Below are 17,791 nucleotides of genomic sequence, written 5' to 3' on the forward strand. Positions count from 1 at the left end.
TTGGTGTGAATGCGCAAGTATCTCAAAATATCGTCTTCCATGCTGATGTTAATTATCAACAAAAACTCCAAAAAGCTGGTGTATCTGGAATGTATCTTTCCGGTGGAATGCGCTACCGATTCTAAAAATCTTTGATTCACATCTTGAAATGTAATCAGCACTACATATGCTTCTTTTGTTGTTTACAAAAGTAACATAATGAGTTAAAAATTTTTGTTTAGAGAGGGGGGAGTGAATATTTAGGGATATATCTATATGAAGAAAAGCTTTTTACTACGCACAGTTTCTGGGATTTTGTTGTGTTCTTATTCCACTTTGTCTTATGCCTACCCAGAAATGGCTACTACATACTCTACATCCTATAGCCCACAACCTAGTCCTGCAACTCCTCCAGCACAACCGTCTGGAAGTTCTATATCTCATCCAAAAGATTCTGAGACTGGACAACAATTAAGTGCGCGAGAAAGCTCTGCACGACAGGTACCAACGACATTACAAGTGCCTTCAGGGCCTGGAGTTGCGCAACCAGTATCGCTTCCACTAATTCCTGCGTCAGTGGCTGGGGCCCTATCACCGGAACGTTTAACACCTATACACCCCCTACAAGATGAAAAGCTACAATCTCCAATTGAATCTGTTAAAGGCAATACTGTAACACAGAGTGATATTAAAATACGCAGTCAATACATTATCGCAGATGCACAAAATAAGGGTTCAATAATAAAATTAAGCCGAGTAAGGGGTTTATCAGACTTTGCAGCATTAAATTCAGCAAATGGCGGACACATTGATGCAACCGATGTTACTATGACGACGCGCGAAGCTGGTTTGTTAATCGCAAATAGTACAATGCACCTGAAAAATTCAACTGTAGTTGTTACCGGTGATGGTAGAGCTTATGGTATTCTTATTAAAGACAGCCGCAATTTCCCTGTGAATCAGAGTGCTGAAATAAGAAACAAGCCTAATGCTCCGAAATTTGATCCCAGTAATGTAGTCCTAGAAAATACAAAAATTTTCGTTGAACGCGGTATAGGTATCGGTATTTATGGTCCATCTACGAACACTAAAGTCAGTCTTAAGGATTCGGAAATTCATGCTGATGCTTTATTAAAAAATACAAAACATAAAGATAGTGAAAGTATTCCAGGAAATACCTTCACGTTAACTGCAGATCATTCCTTGTTGAAAGGGGGAGTAAGAACATTAGAAGAAAACAAAACAGTTTTTGATCTAAAGAAGGGAACGAAGTGGTTTTTAAACACGAGTAAAAACGTTTTGAGTTATGAGGATATAGACTTATTTGACCGTGAGCAGTTTGGTTTTAATCAAAAGTCATATTCTAATCTTTCTACATTGAAGCTGGCAGATAGTGCGATTGTATTTGATAAGCCAATGGGGAAAAATTACCAAACATTGTTTGTGGGGTCTAACCTGCAACGAGAAGATTCCGATGCACTACCAGTGGTTTATAGTACAATAGGGACTGCAGAAATTCATTTAAACTCTCAATGGAGCGAAAATGCTCCGGTAACTGAACAAGAAACTGACCGTCTTTTGATTAGTGGTGATGTATCAGGAAGTACTGTAATCCACATTAATCTTCTGAAAAACGATAAAAAAATAAGCGATGGTAATTCTGTTTGGAGAGAAGAAATATCTTCGTTACCTTTAGAAACGCAGGGAGTTTCGGTTATTCAAGTTTCAGGAAAAGCGAATAAAAATTCCTTTAAGCTTGCAAATGGCTACACCACAATAGATGGATCACCCTATAAATATATACTGGCTTCCTATGCACCAGGCACGTCCCATGCAAGCCAAAATCTCTTTGGCAGGAATGATCGTAATTTCTGGGATTTCCGTGTGCAAAATGACTACATTGACAAAGATAAGAAGGTCAGAGCACTTTTACCGCAGGTAGTAAATTACATTCTCACGCCCGGGAGTTTATTTTCTGCCGGATTTTCCGATATGAACAATCAAAATGTGCTGCTCGATGATATACAAGCAACAGTGTTTGGAACAGAGAATGATAAAAAGAAAGGTATTTTCTTATCCTCCTACGGTGAGAGAGTTACCTTATCTTCGGACCGTGGTCCACTGCATTATGGCTACGGTGCTGATGTAAACTATAATGCTGTGCAAATGGGTATTGCATTAGCTGCATTGGAAAGCAAAAATATCCGTACGCATTTTGGAATTCTAGGTACGCACGGAAAACTTTCTTTTACTCCAAAGGATATGGAAGATTCTGAAAAGACAACACTTAATAAATGGTCATTCACGATCTATAACGGCATCCAGCATAGCAATGGTGTATACGTTAATACACTTCTCTCCTACAGTACTCTGAAAGGCGATGTTACCACAGCTCTTTCTGGAAATGTCGCAAAATTAGATGGTACGGAGACATTAAATTTATCTGCTACTCTTGGCAAAAAATTAGCAACTGCTACAAAAGGGCTAACATTTGAGCCGCAAATGCGATTTATGTATCAGAAACTCATGTTTGATGACATTTTAGATGTCAACAATCTGAAAATTGATATGGGTAATCCGCATCAATGGTTGATACAGATGGGTGGGCGTTTAACACAAACTCTCACCACCCTAGGAGAAGATAATGCTCTTGCCTTCTATAGTAGGTTGAATGTTATTAAGACCTTTGGTGATGATGGAACGATAAAAATCACTGATACGTTTTATCTTGACCCTACCGGAGCTTCTGTTGAAGGAGGTGTTGGTGTTAATGCTTACTTCTCTAAAAATATCGCACTCCATGGTGATATTAGCTATCGGAAAAAACTTCAGAAAACTGGTGTATCTGGGACCAGTTTTTCTGGCGGAGTACGCTACCGTTTTTAAGAGAAGAATCGATGTTTATTTAATAAAGGCGACACGTTGTGTTGCCTTTTTTGTTAATGAGGCTGCTATTTTTTAAAAAAATCTTATACAAGATCACCTGATATCAAAGTAAAAATGCCTTCTAATCAACAAGATAGGAATGCCTCCATCTTCCCCTTTTAGAATCATTTACTTTCACAGTAAGACATAGTAAGAAGCGGATTTTTTGTTAGCATTAAAATTTCATAAATCATTGAGCCAAATTATTAAACCGCCCAAAGAGATTAAAAGAGGCGCAACCACACGATAAATTCTACGTTCCATAAATTATTTTATCACTTAGAACGTTCGATATTGACCGAAACTGGATCACCAATTCCATCCGTTTCTTTTTTACGAGCAGCTATTTGCATAGCTTGAGAAAGATCATTGACTGCATCCAAATGCATTTGAAGCAATTCGCTATTACGATGTAATTTTTCTTGTAAATCCGATAACAAACTTTCAACCTCATTTTCAATATCTTCATTCATATAGCGTTTCATATCGCTTATAGACTTATTAAGGTCACGTAAGCCACGTATTTTACATAAATTTATTTCTTCATAATCCGGCACACCACTGCTTTCTAGCATATTGCTTTCATAATCAACTACTTGTGCCAACCCTTTAACAGCTGCAACAAACTTTGTCATTGCCCAATCACGATCAATAAGAGTATTATCAAGGACTTTTGCTTTTGATACAAAACTCTCATCACCATATTGCACTACAGACATTTTCACTTCCCCTTCAACAGTATTATTTAATCTTGCTTTCAAATAAGGGAAATCAAACAGCTTCCCTTCAATGCTGCTACGCTCAATTGAATTCATTACGCGAATAGTGCTCCAACAACAGCACAATAATCCTCACAGCGTATATCTATCCGACTTTTAACGCATTAAATGAAACATTTTCTTTTGCTTTGCTCCCAAATTGCCATTGGTGCGATACCAATTCACCAAAACGCTGTAAATCCCCAAATCACTCTGCAGTGGAATCAGAAATCTTCAAATTTATTCCGCCTCTCTTGGAAAAAACGACAACGCGTTGAAACCAAGCATATGCCCCTAAATTTGGTACATATAAAGGCCTAGCCCCTTTAAAGACTTCAAAATTTTAAAGATTGCAGCATTTTACTCTCCATAACCTTTAGCTTTCTACGCCACGTACTAAATGCTGTATAGTTTTGGCACTCCACGGAATCAGCCCACACCCATTCAGAAAGATTTACCCTCCTTACATGCTCAATTCCGTATAAGCACAACACTCTGTGTACAACAAAAAATACTCTCCTGCGCAGACTAACCATACGGCAACATTAAAAAAGATATCTCATACTAGCTCAATAGCTATAAATCTCCCTTTTTTAATGATCATTCGCTTTTCTTTGCAGTGAGCAACTATATAGGATTTTTAAAACCCTTTCAAGAGTTCTTAAAAAACGTACACCCATATAATCTTTCAATACCATAAACTCTTAAAATTATCTCACACTGATATTGTCGGTATTTTATTGACAAAATAGTCTTCTGGTACGATTTATACTCCATAATGTGTGGTTCGTCGCTATTCATATCGTTTTACGCTCATTCTATACGTAAAAAACAAAAATTGTAGGTTTCCTCTACAAAAATAAAGCTTCTGCTGTGAACTTTCCTTTATTTCCAACATTCAACGATGAGGCTAACTGCAGCTCTTCCCCTTCAATAATCATATTGCATATTTTTTCAGAAAGCAGTTTTAACAGAAAATCTTCGCTTTTTTTCATACTGCCTAAGGCTAAAGCGCATCACATCCTCATAAAAAAATTTTAAGCTTGCTGAGGATATTGTATCAACATATATTACAGGTTGTAACATAATATTCTTTACAAAATTGATACCGCAAAGAACAGAAAGAGGTTCTTATGGCTGAAATAATAAAAACTGCTATGCTTTATTCAACACTGATTGTCACCATCAATACTGTGGTCGTTTTAGCTCTCATAATAGAGATGCAGTAAACACGCTTTTTAACCTTTTATTATGATCTACGCAACTGGGTGCTCCAAATTTTTATAAGCTCTCTCAAATTCGCGTAAGATTGAAGAAGGATTTTAAGTCAGCGAGGTATATTGCACCCCAATTCTAGCTATCACTTCCACCTATTCTCTTGTATTACTCTTTGCTTTTTGTGTGTAGATTTCATAATGAAGCTTTATGTTTTCTATCTTGAATCATAATGATTCTTTTAAATTGATCCGCTTCTCTCTCTCTAAAAAATGGAGCCTCTTCTCTTTATCACTCTGTAATAAGCTTGCTGTTTCTCAAATGGGTTTTATCTTGCTAATGAATGAGATGATTCACTTCATAGACGCACGAAAGAAATGTTGTCCTAAACATCCCATTGAATTTTATATTTCTATACTTGATTGATGCAAAAGAAAACTGAAAGCAAAGAGAGGGCATTATATTTTAAAAAGGCATGCATGTGCTCTATCATCGTCCTGAAAAAATGTTTTACAACACGACAGATCATCTTGTCATTTTTCTCTCAACAAAGAGTAAAAACCAAAAAATGAAACCTTATTAGCTTTTGATAAAATGTATGAGATATAATTTGTGCTCACATTATTTGAAATGAAAATCTGTTTACTTGTATTAAGAGCTACTAAATACTTGCATACGAAAGAGAAAAAACCTCCACAATAGAGAGGAGGTTTTTCATTGATTGAAGCCTCTATCTTTGCTGTTTAAGTCAAAACAATCTCTCACTTGAAAAAGAATAAAAAACAATATTGTTCCAATGAATCTTGTTTATAACTTCACCACTATTCTTTTGTCTTTCAAATGCACAAAATTTGAAACTCAATTTTTTAACCTCTAAAAAGAGGTCCCAGCAACCACCTATCGAGCATTTTATAATTTTGAGATGATCGTATTGATAGACTTAATCAAGCCCTCGACTTGCTCGTAAAACATTTTTACAATTTTGAGACGATTGTAAAGATGGACCTCCAGATCGACATTTCAGGTACCATTTGTCGAGTAATTTTCCATCTTTCTTAAAATCTTCTACGCTGTAATTTTTTTCTTTACAACCAGCAACAAAAAGTCCAGTGCAAAGAAGCAATGTTGTTATAATGGCTTTGTTCATAAATAAATTCCTCTTCTCTTTTTCAAATTCACGAAGTTTGAAATAATTTTTTTAGCGTCCCATAAAAAGTTCCACATATGCTTGTTGGGCATTTTTACAATTTTTGGATGTCTTTACAGAAGATGGTCCCATCTTTTCACATTTTGTTCCCCATTCATCGAGCAATTTGTGATTTTTCTTAAACTCTTCTACGCTATAAGTTTTTTCACAACCAGCAACACCAAGTCCAGTGCAAAACAGCAATACTGTAATGATAACTTTCTTCATCAATAAATTCCCCGTCTGTCTTTCAATTCAATAAAACAATGTGTTTTACATAATCTCTCTATTGTTCTTGAAATACTTCCCTTGGACGAATACGTGCAGCTTCAATATGCGTGTAATAAATGACAATACAACGCACTTTTGTAAGATGTGCATTTATAACAGTGCCTGTACATCTGTTTATTATGTTTGAAGTTTTTGAAATTCAGCAACAATTTGATAGTTTTATGCTTTTCAATATCAAGCAACATAAACATCTAAGTGATAAGCATAATAATGCCTGTTATCGTTGCAATTTACCAGCAAACAAAAACAACATCTCTCCAATCCCCTGATTGCACCCTCACCACTTAAAATCACCGAAAAAACAAAGAAAGTTTTGGTGTCATTTCACCATACACTTACAAAATGCCGATAGAAATATTCAAAAAACAATCTTACATATCTCAACAGAACTAAGAAATCAGGCTAAATCCCCCTAAGACCCTATTATAGTAACATCAAATAATGTGCGACTATAAAACAGCACAAATGCAAAAAAAATAATATCCATAGAATGATAAATAATTTCTTTTGTACGTTTGAAGAGAATTAAATTTTATAAAGCACAAATCTTAGTAAACGAACTACTTATCCCCCCTCCGAAATTGAATATAGATTCACAAATAATGGATAGCTGAAAAACAACCAGCAATACTATTCAGTCATATTATTAACTTTTCTTTAATAAAATAAACAAGAAAGAACTTCACATTTAGAAATATTATCAACAAAATTCTTTAAAAACGGTACAAATCTCTAGAGAAAATACGCGATGTTAAATTTAAGATAAGCATCCCTCTAAGGAAGAGATGAAGAAAAAGAATTGTCTGTAAGATTTAGTTATACGGTTTTAAACGCTGCAAAACAATTCTTTTTACGGCATAAATGGTATTAAGTAGCCATAACAAAAGTAGAAATGCTTTTGTCTTTACATAGTTTGTATCAAAAACAATTGATATTCCTTTTAGATAAAGTGCGTACCATGAAACAAATTCACCATATGCAGTATTTTGTTGATGAAGTTGACCTTGCGAGATTGCAGCTTACAGAAGACATAATGGCGAAATTTCATAGATGAATTTAAATCAAATATGCTCTCTCTTATCTGTTTGAATATCACAACGGCCTTCATTTTCATTGCCGCGATAGGATGTCTCGCATCAAAAATGCTAACTTTTATTTGCACCATCCAAATTTATTCTCGAACGATAAGAGAGCTGTTATACATAACAAAATAACCAGCCAATAGCAAATTTATGCAAACTCTTGAAAGGAATGCAAAGGAACAAAGTAATCAGACTATAGTACATAATCACAACATATCCCAACCAAGTTTTACATCTACCATATTTGCTTTTTAAGAAGATAAATCATGTCAATAAAAACGTATTATCGTATATCATTTTTTACACTTTTCCGTATTTCTGTGAAAGTAATTCGCGTACTTCATCTGCTATTTTTGTTCCACGGCTTGCACAACTCATCTTAATCAAACGATGTAAACTTTCCGGCACATCAATCGTGAGACGCTTCATACCTCCATCCATGCTCCCTTTATGGTTTTCTACCCATGCATCGGCCGTTAAAGGAATTGATTTATGGGTTGGCTTTGTACCAATTTTAATTTTTTTATTCATCGTGCTAACTCCTTGATTTCCGCTGCAACAGCTTCGATCTCTGCTGCCGCTGGTCCTTGCTTATCAACTTCATAGACAGCCTTTCCCTGTGCTGCAGCTTCTGCAAAAATCACACGCTGAGCAACGCTAGCAGAAAGGACATGCACAGGATATACCGCAAGGGCTTCGCCCACATCACGTCCTATCGCTGTATTGACTATTTTACGATTAATAACAAAAACAGATTTCAGATTTTCTTTATAAACACGGGCTTCATCAATCAGTTTTACAATTCCATCAGCCGCCCAAATATCATATGGGCTAGGCTGCACAGGAATGAGCACCAAATCCGAAGCCATAAGGGCACTGCGGGCAAGATCGGTCACGCGCGGAGGACCGTCAATAATGATATGATCATAATTATGAGCAATCTGCACAATCTCTTTGTGAACCGTTGGACGCGGTAAACCAACAACCGAAAACAAAGGAGCACCTTCACGGGCAGCAGCCCAATCCAATGCACTCCCTTGCGGATCGACATCAATAAGCAACACACGTGCCCCAGTACGTGCGAAGTTCGCAGCAAGGTTCACGCTCAACGTGGTTTTTCCTACCCCCCCTTTTTGGTTCAAGAGTCCAATGATCATGAATGACGCCTTTCAGCTTTATCGTTTTTACGGTTATACAGAAAATAACAAAGGAGGCAAGCATCCAGTACAGGCAAAACAATCACCTCCCATCATTCACAATAAAAGCGACAAACAATGTACCAAGCTGCTATTGAATGCTTGAAAACGCTTCTCCTTTGACCAGTCGATACAATCCACTTAAAGAGAAAAACCATATTTCTTGAAAAACAAATCACTCTCCACTGAGGATATAAATTTACTCCACATGGTGCACCCTAAACAAAGCTATCTTCACTCAAAAATCTGCCGGTACACGATACTCCATAAAACTTGAAAAAAAGCCTTTAGAATTAAACCATCTCTTTTGTTTTCGTTTTCTCACTAAAAACTAAGCTTTCTATAAAAACCTCTCGTATAAAGAAAATCACACCACAGTGCAAATGATAGCCTCATAACCCCAAACCATCGCGCCCCTTCTGTCTTGCAATTACCCCTGTATGAAAACAATTGATAAAGCAGACAAGATTTTTTCTAAACAATTTTTATTCAACGGCTCATTTTTCTTGTAATGTGAAAGTAAATGATTTTTGGGTTGATATAAGAGGGAGAAACGCAAGAAAATATGGCTCTCTTGGATTCTTTTATTTTACATGATGTAAAGATCTCAACACTTCAATATAAATCAAATAGTTAAGCAAAATAAGATATAAAATAATGAACATGTTGCAGATAAGATAATCCTCCACAGCATTGTTTATTTTTTATCAGCCAAGTTTATTCTTCTCGACAAAGGAAAGATTTTTGCTAAGATACCATTATAAAATCTCATCCTTATAGTGTTCTTTTAGCATAGCAGAGAGCATCACGGAAATAGTGCTGTATTGGGGATAAAGAAAAATGCGCTTACAACAAATTGACCCTGATATTTTTATCAGCGCCCAAATCAGCGTTGAAAACATCAAAACCCTAGCAGAAGCTGGCTTTAAAACAATTATCTGTAATCGCCCCGATCAAGAAGAACCTCATCAACCTGATTTTTCCATCATTCAAGCAGCAGCACATGCACATGGCATAACAGCACATCATATTCCTATCGTGCCCCCTACCATCAAACAAACAGATATTGAAACTATGAAGACAATTTTAAAAACAGCCTCCAAACCTCTACTCGCCTATTGTCACCACGGGACGCGCTCCATACATCTTTACCGGTTAGCCTGCCCTTCATCTCTTGCCTCAATGGATCAAAAAAATAAACCGTAGGCTTTGCACGACAAAAATCATAAGTTTTTACAAAATTCTGAAATAAAATATTGTAACCATGCAAACAATTTGGAAAAAAGCCCCCATCACTCTTTTCACCCATATTGCCGCCATAAAACACGCTCTATAGGTCTTTATCGGTTCGCCTGCCGTTTATCACTTGCCTTAACGGATTAGAAAGAAACAAGCGGTAAGCTTTTGAACGATAATAAAATTTCATAAACTTATGAAAAAGACAAAGACAATGCTTAAAAAATCAGATATTCAGATACTAAATTCCCCCTCAAAACAACAAAAAACGCATATATTTCGTGATATTTTAGAATATATGCTTGTGATCATAGTTAGTCTAACTGCTATTTTTTCTGCTCTGATATCCTTTTCCGATCAACTTAAGATGTATTTTTAAAAGTAAGCAGTCTATCTAACTGCGATAATGGCTGCACCATCGTCAAAATTTCTTTTGCTGCTTTTTCATCACGTTGCATTTGTGCAATCAAAGGCTCAAGCCCATCAAATTTTTCTTGCCCCCGCAAAAACTGAAAAAAAGAAACCGTACAACTTTCTCCATAAAGGTTTTCGTTAAAATCAAACAAATAAGTTTCCAAAAGCGGTGCACCATCTTTTACAACCGTTGGACGACAACCAAAACTTGCAACCCCATCATGTAAAACACCATTAGCACGACGCAATCGTACGGCATAAACACCATGCGCCAAGCTGACTTGAGGAGGAAGCATCTGATTAGCAGTAGGAAACCCTAAAAGACGGCCGAGCTGTTCGCCCTGAATAACGTTTGCGCGTACCCGATAATGATAGCCTAACCAATGAGCTGCTGTTCCCACCTGACCTTGTGAGAGAAGCTCACGAATAGAACTAGAGGAAATGATCAACGATTGTAGATCTTGTGGATGAGATACGCAAGGAATCTGTATAACCTCAAATCCACATTCTCTCCCCCTTTGACAGAGAAGCTGTGAATTTCCACTTTTCTGATGTCCAAATCGAAAATTTTCACCCGTTACCACCACTGAAACATCAAAAATTTTCTTTAAAATTAGATTGATAAATTCATCTGCTGAAAGAGCAGCAAAATCCGCATCAAATGGCTGTTCAATCACTCCATTAAATCCAAGGATTTTAAAAATTTCAGCTTTTTCAGGAGCTTCTGTCAGGCGATCAACAGGCGTTGTACTTTGAAAAAAGCTCCTTGGATGCGGTTCAAAGGTTAAAACAACCGCTGGCTTATTTTTTATACGCGCTAAATCAAGTGCTTTTTGGAGTACCATCTGATGTCCATAATGAACACCATCAAAATTTCCAAGCGCCAACACTGCTCTCCGCCAAGCTAAAGGAAACATCTGAATTCCCTGAAGACGCAAAAAATCAGTCATTACTGAAGTGCCCACATGATTGCTTGTGGCTTATAGCCATGATGTTTAAGAAAAGAGTCCAAAGCTTGCTTATCCACCACGCCGTTTTGCATATAGTCATAACGATGAATACCGCTCATGATATAAAGAACATCAAGACCAAAATGCGTTGCGCCTTTCACATCGGTCAAAAGACCATCGCCAATAGCTAAAATCTGACTTTTTTTCACTGTTCCGCGAATTTTTTGCAGTTTTTCAAAGGCACACTCATAAATAGGTGCGTGGGGTTTTCCGGCAATACGAACCTCTCCCCCCAATTGTTGGTAAAGACGCGCCAATGCACCAGCGCACCAAAATTCTTGATTACCATAATGGACAATCACATCGGGATTAGCACAAATAAAAGGCAAATTCCGCGCGCGCATACGGTAAAACATATCTTCATAAGCAGAGGGTTGTGCATCAAGATCTTCAAGAAAGCCGCTACACACCACAACAGAAGCTTCCCATTCTTCAACCAGTTCACAATCTAATCCTTCAAACAGCATCAAATCACGTTGCTGACCAATAAAAAAAACTTTACGTGGAGCAGCGTGAATAAGATCACGTGTCACATCCCCTGAAGTGATAATGGCATCATAATAATCGCTATGCACTTTCATACTTTGTAACTGAGCAACAACATTTTCCCGTAATCGGGGTGAATTGGTCAATAAAATAACACTTTTTCCCATCTGTCGAATTTTGTACAACACTTTCAATGCTGGTTCAAATGCATGCACACCGTTGTGCACCACACCCCAAATATCGCAAAAAACAGCGTCGTAATGTGTGATAATACTATCAATATGAGTCAGTTCATTCATGTCACACCTATTATATCTTTGCCATTTATCAAACTATCCTGCACTTTAAAACCACTCATCGAAAGCTCACTCTTCTGTCATCTGCTTTCTCCACACTGTATTTTACTGTATCACGCTTTGCATCACGTAGAGAGATCATGAAAATGATAAGGTATCCTTAAAGAGTATAAAATTCTCAAACATCGCATATCAAAAGCTTACACTTCTCCAATGCTTCTTTCATGTATAAAAATTTTAATTTTAAAAATCTTTAGTTTTAAAAATCATTGTATTGATACAGTTTCTGATCTACAATACTCAAGTTTTTATTTTCAAAATGAACGAATAAAGATTTGCATAAAAAATTATTTTAAAAAAAGTTTCATTTCCCTGAGAAAGGGACACACTAATTTGTGCGCCAACGCATTTGGAAACACCAAATATTACGTCATTGTTTTATGCAATGCAGTGGCCCTGGAGCCAAAAACCCGCTATAGATTAGAGAGTGATAAGATTGTTTAATATTTGAGATTGATGCTTTCAAACACTTTGTTGTTATGAAGCAGTAAAAACTGTTTAATGGGGCGAATTTTTGCTGTTTTTTTAACAAAAACTTTTCTCTGTACTTCAAAGGATGATCACTTCACTTGCTTGCTGTTTTCTGAAAATCTTTAAGGGTTAACAGGATTATAGCTACCATGATCTCTCCCCTCCCCCTACTCAAGCTGTTTAAATGCGCAAAAATACAAGTGGGATTGTGTTTTTTGAACAGGAGAGGTAAGTTTTTATAATCTACTAATGAGAAAAAAGAAAGCGCAAGAAGCACGAAAAAGTGAGGAATATCAATTACAAACTTTTATTATGGCTCTGGTGACGTATAGTACAATGCGTTAACCAACATGTCTTCTGATTATATCTAACACTCCCTGACGACAAATGATACTCCTTCAATAAAAAGTAATGCTTGTGTATTTTATTTATACTGTGTAATGATACACACAGTAGAATAGCAAATGAAGCTGTGTCTGGTAAATCAAAAAATATGGGGGGATAAATGGACGATTCAGTCGCATATGATGATGAAGAAGAAATTTTAGACGAAACACATCGCGTTTTACTCTATAGACGTCCGAAAAAATATGGAATAATTAAGTATGCACTCTTCCTTGTGCTCTACAATGCTCGTAGGCCGGTTATATTTATGTCAGGTATCATGGGAGTAGCAGGGATTGTCAATCTAATATTCTGGTCAGCGAATTACATGCTAAATGGAAGAGAAGGGATGCCACTCTTGTTTGGAGTACCGATCATAATGATGTCAATCACCATGATTCTGGGCTACTTCTATGTCCCTTGGTACTATGATCTACTTGTATTACGCTTAGTACCGCCCGGTATTAAGTTGCGACTTTTTGATTGATCTGACGCAACAGAGTGCACCATGACGAGAGAATGGATGTGGAATGCAATCAAACGGCAGGAAAACTGTTTAGTTATGCCGATATCTCCCTTGCTGCCGCAGTTTTCCTATAAATCTTTCAAGCTTTTTTAAAATTAGTCTTTGCTTCATCCCAAAGTGTTTCAATCTTTTCTTCTTGTTTTTGCAAGCATTCCCTGTTTGGATCAACGTAAGGGAAAACTCTCTCCCCAAAACCTAGAGAAACATTATCACTTCTGTTCTCGGTTAATTTAATGAGGTTTTGATGGATGAGTGCAGACATTAAATCGGAATTGCCATAATATGATTCAATTGACGCACGTGTCATTTCTTGTCGTTCGATACCATTCCATTCGATATAATAACCAGCTTCACGAGCAAGTTGCCCAATAAATTCACGCTGAGTACGCCCATTGCCCTCTCGAAACGGATGCAACGCGTTTAACTCGCCCATGTAATATCCAGCCCTTTGGCTAAATTCATCGGCATCAAGATCGCGTAGATATTGCTCTTTTGCAAGCTGCTTTGTAATCTTCGGCGCATAACTTTCAATCTGAGTATAATAAGCAAATATGCTATTGCCTTTGGTAATATCCACCAAACGGATCTCTCCTGCCCATTCATATACATCACCAAACAGTTTTCTGTGAATGTCTTTTATGTAATCGAGATCAAACTTACCATGAGTGGAACTTTGCACAAATTCAAAAGACCGCAGATAAGCAAAAGTAGATTCGACACGCTCCAATGTGGTTTTGTCTTTAATACCAAACCGATTATACATCACACCGGTTTCGGGATCAGTATAAGGATCGCCTTTGTTCTCATACTTCACCACGTTTTACTCGCTCTATATACTCTTCGATGACCTCACTTATTTCAAGCTCTCCAATAATCACCCGTTCCATTTGCTCAACAACTTTTGGATCTGGTTCCAACCCCTCTAAACGTTGGCTTGCCAATGCATTTTCAGCATAGAGACGACGCAGCTTAATTTCGTCTTCACTCAACATATTAAAACCTCCCTTACCTATCCTTTACTATAACACAATTGAGCTCTAAAAACAAAATACTTTACGTTTATTGACCACATTATATCCTTTAATTTTAGACATGTTATCGCATGGTTTTGATCGTGTGCCTCTCTCTGTTGCAAAAATTTTGAAGCATTTAGCAAAAGAATAAAGATCACTGTCAATTTTTCTAACGGCTTTGCTCCTGAAACCTTGAACCATAACACGAAAGAAATAAACTGCTTCGAAATTTCCCATTATCTAAAAAACACTCCTATGATTAATACCGTCTGATACGGTTTAGGGTTCATAATTTTTGCTGCACAATCCCCCCACATAAAGTGCCTCTTTTAAATCTCTATTCTTATAGCTCCTTCATTTCTCTCAAAAACGCATCGTTTACAAAAAAACCAATGCTTAAGACGTATGAATGCCTCGCTAAAGCGGCCCCATTATGCTCAAAAATATACCTATGCAAAATTAAGATAATAAAGTATAAGGCGTATTTGCCATAAAGACCTATGGATAGGTTTTTTTACTGGGTGAAGAGCAGAATTTTAAAGAGAACGAGAACGTTAAAAGAGAATAGGCATTGAAGGGGGAGACTGGTGGCGTCATTGTTGATTGACCTTAACAAGGTCTCAAAAACATATCGCAGCATAAACAGTGCAACTGGTTTTACCAACAAAGTGGTTTCTCTTTTCAAGCCAGTCTATAGAAAACATCAGGTACTACAAGAGATCAGTTTTACCTTGTTTTCAGGGAAGTCACTCGCAATAGTTGGTCCCAACGGAGCGGGAAAGTCAACATTGATTAAAATACTTTCCGGTATACAAGCTGCGGATGAGGGAGATGTTAAAGTCTTAAGCGTGAATCCGTATAAAACCCAAAAAAACCTGTTCAAATATCTGGGCGTAGTATTTGGTCACAAAAATTGCTTATGGTGGGATTTACCCTTACGCTATAGTTTAGAGATGATTCAACCATTATATGGCCTTGACAGAAATGCTTTTACCCGTGATCTCAAAGAGATTACTGAGCTCCTAAACATTGAGCATATCATGGATAAGCCAGTGCGTATGCTAAGCCTTGGGGAGAGAGTGAAAAGTGAATTAGCATTTAATTTGTCTTTTAGACCCAAATTATTGTTCCTAGATGAGCCAAGTATTGGGCTTGATATTACCTCCAAACATGAAATCAGAGAGTTGCTTAAAAAACTCAAAAAAGAGCAAGATATAGGATACATCATCACCAGTCATGATATGGGAGATATCGATGGTTACGTCGATGATATTATTCTTTTGCATAAAGGGAAAAAACAGTTTTATGGCGATATTGATACGCTTAAGGAGATGATCCCCTCTCTGGTAAGAATAACGCTTTTTTGTGAACACTTGCCAACACCTTCACTTCTTGTAAATAGTATTGATAAACTTGCATTAAAATTGTCCGCTCCCTTAAAAGAGAAACACTTTAATGATGAAAAATGTATACTTGAAATTTCACTACTTCGTGAAGATGTGCCACATTTCATAAGAGAAATCGCAACAGAACTTAAATGTCCGTTTTCTGTATCCACTCCCTCACTTGAAGAAATGCTTCGTGTTAAATTTAAAGAATTTATCTAATCATTACCTTGCTCTCTTTCTCTTTGCCAAAAATGGATTGCTCACCATCCTCAGTGACAGAGCAATGTTTTTTACCGATGTTGTTATGGGGACGCTATCGCCCTTCGTTATTCAACTTATGTTGTGGAATGCACTTTTTTCTCATAGGGATGAAAGCATAAACGGTTTTGGCTTTCATGATATGATGTATTATTACGCCTTTGCCTTAATTTTCTCACGCTTAAATAATGGTTATGACTTAATTCAATCTTTCTCCAAGCATGTTAAAGAAGGGAAATTAGAAGTATATCTCATCAAACCATTCAGTTACATGACACAAATATTGTTTACCTTCTTGGGTGAAAATGTGTTATACTCCCTGCCTTTACTGGCTATTTTTGTTGTAAAACTTATTTTATCATACGAAAATATTTTAGGATTGATCATAGCTTTTTTGTTGTTTTTTCTCATTGTTGTCCTCTCACAATTGCTGTGTTTTTTCCTTTCCTTTGCAATTGCCTTATTGAGTTTCTGGGTGATTGAATACAATGTCTTGCTCTCTTTTAGTATTCTCAGTTCAGCGCTTCTTGGTGGTACTCTTCTGCCTCCGTCTTTTTGGCCAACATGGCTTACTCCATTGATGCAGTTTAATCCTTATCGTTTCACGATATCGGCTCCTGCCGAATTTCTCTCCACAAAGAACCTAGCAGTATTTCAACAATTTATTGTGGGAAGTGTTTTTTATATTTTGTGTCTTTTATTCTTCATTCATATTGCTTGGAATAAAGGAATGAAAGCGTATCACGGAGCGGGAGGATGAAGTGAAAACAATCTTTTACTTTATCAGGATGAATGTGCGCCAACAAATTATTTACAGTAAAAACTTCACTGGAGAATTTATTCTTTCTCTGTGCTACTATTTTATTCAATTCACCTTTATTGACAAAATCTCTTCTTTTTCAGGAAGCATTGGGAACTATAGCAGAGATGAAATTCATCTTATCTTTGTTGTCTTCATTTTGCTTGAGATATTTTTGAATATTTTTACCAATTCTGTTGAAACATTTTTTGAAAAAGTCGCAGAAGGTAAAATTGAGGCATATCTAACAAAGCCTGTTTCAGTTTGGCTGTTAATCTTGTTTGGCTGGTGCAAACCTCTTTACCTGGTCAAGCTCTTTATTGTTTGTGTGATTGCCTTTCTCTTTGTATCACTACCGGATATGTCAGAGATGAAGCTGAGATGGTTTTCTTTTATCGTTGCAATTGTTTGTGTTTTGATCGTCAATCTCTGTTTTTTCATGATGTTCAACTTTGTAACATTCATTACCAGCCGTAAGATGCCCGTCGCATATTTTCATGCAATGGTTTACCAACTTTCCTTTACACCCATAGCAATCTATCCCTCAAGCGTTGTGAAATGGCTGCTCTTTTTTCTTCCCATGGCTTTTTCTGCTTCCCTACCCGTGTCACTGTTGCTTGGTAAAAATGAATGGCATATCGAATATCTTTTCTTAAGCGCTATTCTCTCCATCGCCACAACTTTTACAGTCTATAAGAAAACAATCGGTAAATTCAACGGACTTGGCGGATAATACAAAACCAGCATAATGCCAGCATGATAATTGAAATTAAGAAATCCTATACATCTCTCTTTTCTACATTGGTTGCAGCATTTTT

Annotated in this window: 17 protein-coding genes; 7 read left to right on the plus strand and 10 right to left on the minus strand. The window is 36.8% G+C overall.

All coding sequences use genetic code 11. The features are described from left to right. Positions 1 to 255 precede the first annotated feature (255 nt). Entirely contained in the window at positions 256 to 2,865 is a 2,610-nt protein-coding gene (locus tag J7R07_RS06935; RefSeq protein WP_208436144.1) for an autotransporter outer membrane beta-barrel domain-containing protein, read from the plus strand. A 314-nt stretch (positions 2,866 to 3,179) separates the two neighbouring features. Here J7R07_RS06935 and J7R07_RS06940 read toward each other — a convergent pair whose 3' ends face one another. The 6 genes from J7R07_RS06940 to parA all read right to left on the minus strand — a co-directional run bounded on the left by J7R07_RS06940 (position 3,180) and on the right by parA (position 8,593). Continuing rightward, entirely contained in the window at positions 3,180 to 3,623 is a 444-nt protein-coding gene (locus tag J7R07_RS06940) for a flagellar protein FlgN (protein WP_208436145.1), read from the minus strand. Between the two features lie 890 nt (positions 3,624 to 4,513). After that, a complete protein-coding gene (locus J7R07_RS06945; RefSeq protein WP_208436146.1) occupies positions 4,514 to 4,657 on the minus strand; it encodes a hypothetical protein in 144 nt (47 codons plus the stop codon). Between the two features lie 1,160 nt (positions 4,658 to 5,817). After that, on the minus strand, positions 5,818 to 6,024 hold the full coding sequence (locus J7R07_RS06950) for an EexN family lipoprotein (protein WP_208436147.1): 207 nt from the start codon (positions 6,022 to 6,024) through the stop codon (positions 5,818 to 5,820). A 51-nt stretch (positions 6,025 to 6,075) separates the two neighbouring features. Then, positions 6,076 to 6,291 (minus strand): EexN family lipoprotein, encoded by a 216-nt coding sequence (locus J7R07_RS06955; protein WP_208436148.1) that lies wholly within the window; start codon positions 6,289 to 6,291, stop codon positions 6,076 to 6,078. Positions 6,292 to 7,736: 1,445 nt separating this feature from the next. Then, complete coding sequence (locus tag J7R07_RS06960) at positions 7,737 to 7,967, minus strand: hypothetical protein (RefSeq protein ID WP_208436149.1); 231 nt, start codon at positions 7,965 to 7,967, stop codon at positions 7,737 to 7,739. Then, positions 7,964 to 8,593 carry a ParA family partition ATPase gene (gene parA, locus J7R07_RS06965; RefSeq protein WP_208436150.1) on the minus strand — a complete coding sequence of 210 codons (630 nt, stop codon included), beginning with the start codon at positions 8,591 to 8,593 and terminating at the stop codon, positions 7,964 to 7,966. Before parA ends, J7R07_RS06960 begins: the two co-directional genes overlap by 4 nt. Here parA and J7R07_RS06970 point away from each other — a divergent pair. Both J7R07_RS06970 and J7R07_RS06975 read left to right on the plus strand, forming a co-directional pair. Further along, entirely contained in the window at positions 8,586 to 8,738 is a 153-nt protein-coding gene (locus J7R07_RS06970) for a hypothetical protein (protein WP_208436151.1), read from the plus strand. The genes parA and J7R07_RS06970 overlap by 8 nt on opposite strands. A 734-nt stretch (positions 8,739 to 9,472) precedes the next feature. Then, complete coding sequence (locus tag J7R07_RS06975) at positions 9,473 to 9,838, plus strand: protein tyrosine phosphatase family protein (protein ID WP_208436152.1); 366 nt, start codon at positions 9,473 to 9,475, stop codon at positions 9,836 to 9,838. A 392-nt stretch (positions 9,839 to 10,230) separates the two neighbouring features. Here the strand turns inward: J7R07_RS06975 and J7R07_RS06980 are convergent, their stop codons facing one another. Both J7R07_RS06980 and J7R07_RS06985 read right to left on the minus strand, forming a co-directional pair. Beyond that, positions 10,231 to 11,232 carry a bifunctional riboflavin kinase/FAD synthetase gene (locus J7R07_RS06980; protein ID WP_208436153.1) on the minus strand — a complete coding sequence of 334 codons (1,002 nt, stop codon included), beginning with the start codon at positions 11,230 to 11,232 and terminating at the stop codon, positions 10,231 to 10,233. Beyond that, positions 11,232 to 12,077 carry a TIGR01459 family HAD-type hydrolase gene (locus J7R07_RS06985; RefSeq protein WP_208436154.1) on the minus strand — a complete coding sequence of 282 codons (846 nt, stop codon included), beginning with the start codon at positions 12,075 to 12,077 and terminating at the stop codon, positions 11,232 to 11,234. Before J7R07_RS06985 ends, J7R07_RS06980 begins: the two co-directional genes overlap by 1 nt. A gap of 1,033 nt (positions 12,078 to 13,110) precedes the next feature. On the opposite strand from J7R07_RS06985, the gene J7R07_RS06990 reads away from it, so the two are divergent. Next, positions 13,111 to 13,476, plus strand: coding sequence for a hypothetical protein (locus J7R07_RS06990; RefSeq protein ID WP_208436155.1), 366 nt, complete (start codon positions 13,111 to 13,113; stop codon positions 13,474 to 13,476). A 118-nt stretch (positions 13,477 to 13,594) separates the two neighbouring features. On the opposite strand, the gene J7R07_RS06995 is transcribed toward J7R07_RS06990, so the two are convergent. Together J7R07_RS06995 and J7R07_RS07000 are read right to left on the minus strand one after the other, a co-directional pair. Further along, complete coding sequence (locus tag J7R07_RS06995) at positions 13,595 to 14,329, minus strand: Fic/DOC family protein (RefSeq protein ID WP_246464870.1); 735 nt, start codon at positions 14,327 to 14,329, stop codon at positions 13,595 to 13,597. Beyond that, positions 14,319 to 14,507, minus strand: a complete 189-nt coding sequence (locus J7R07_RS07000; RefSeq protein ID WP_208436157.1) for an antitoxin VbhA family protein — start codon at positions 14,505 to 14,507, stop codon at positions 14,319 to 14,321. The genes J7R07_RS06995 and J7R07_RS07000 overlap by 11 nt, the downstream gene beginning before the upstream one ends. 608 nt (positions 14,508 to 15,115) lie before the next feature. On the opposite strand from J7R07_RS07000, the gene J7R07_RS07005 reads away from it, so the two are divergent. From J7R07_RS07005 to J7R07_RS07015, 3 genes are read left to right on the plus strand one after another with little or no spacing between them, the layout of a single operon-like run. Continuing rightward, positions 15,116 to 16,135, plus strand: a complete 1,020-nt coding sequence (locus J7R07_RS07005) for an ATP-binding cassette domain-containing protein (RefSeq protein ID WP_208436158.1) — start codon at positions 15,116 to 15,118, stop codon at positions 16,133 to 16,135. Continuing rightward, positions 16,110 to 16,934, plus strand: a complete 825-nt coding sequence (locus J7R07_RS07010) for an ABC-2 family transporter protein (protein WP_208436159.1) — start codon at positions 16,110 to 16,112, stop codon at positions 16,932 to 16,934. The genes J7R07_RS07005 and J7R07_RS07010 overlap by 26 nt, the downstream gene beginning before the upstream one ends. Before the next feature lie 28 nt (positions 16,935 to 16,962). Next, a complete protein-coding gene (locus J7R07_RS07015) occupies positions 16,963 to 17,706 on the plus strand; it encodes an ABC-2 family transporter protein (RefSeq protein WP_208436180.1) in 744 nt (247 codons plus the stop codon). Positions 17,707 to 17,791 lie beyond the last annotated feature (85 nt).

Source organism: Bartonella phoceensis, assembly GCF_902825145.1.
In the GTDB taxonomy this organism is placed as follows: Bacteria; Pseudomonadota; Alphaproteobacteria; order Rhizobiales; family Rhizobiaceae; genus Bartonella; species Bartonella phoceensis.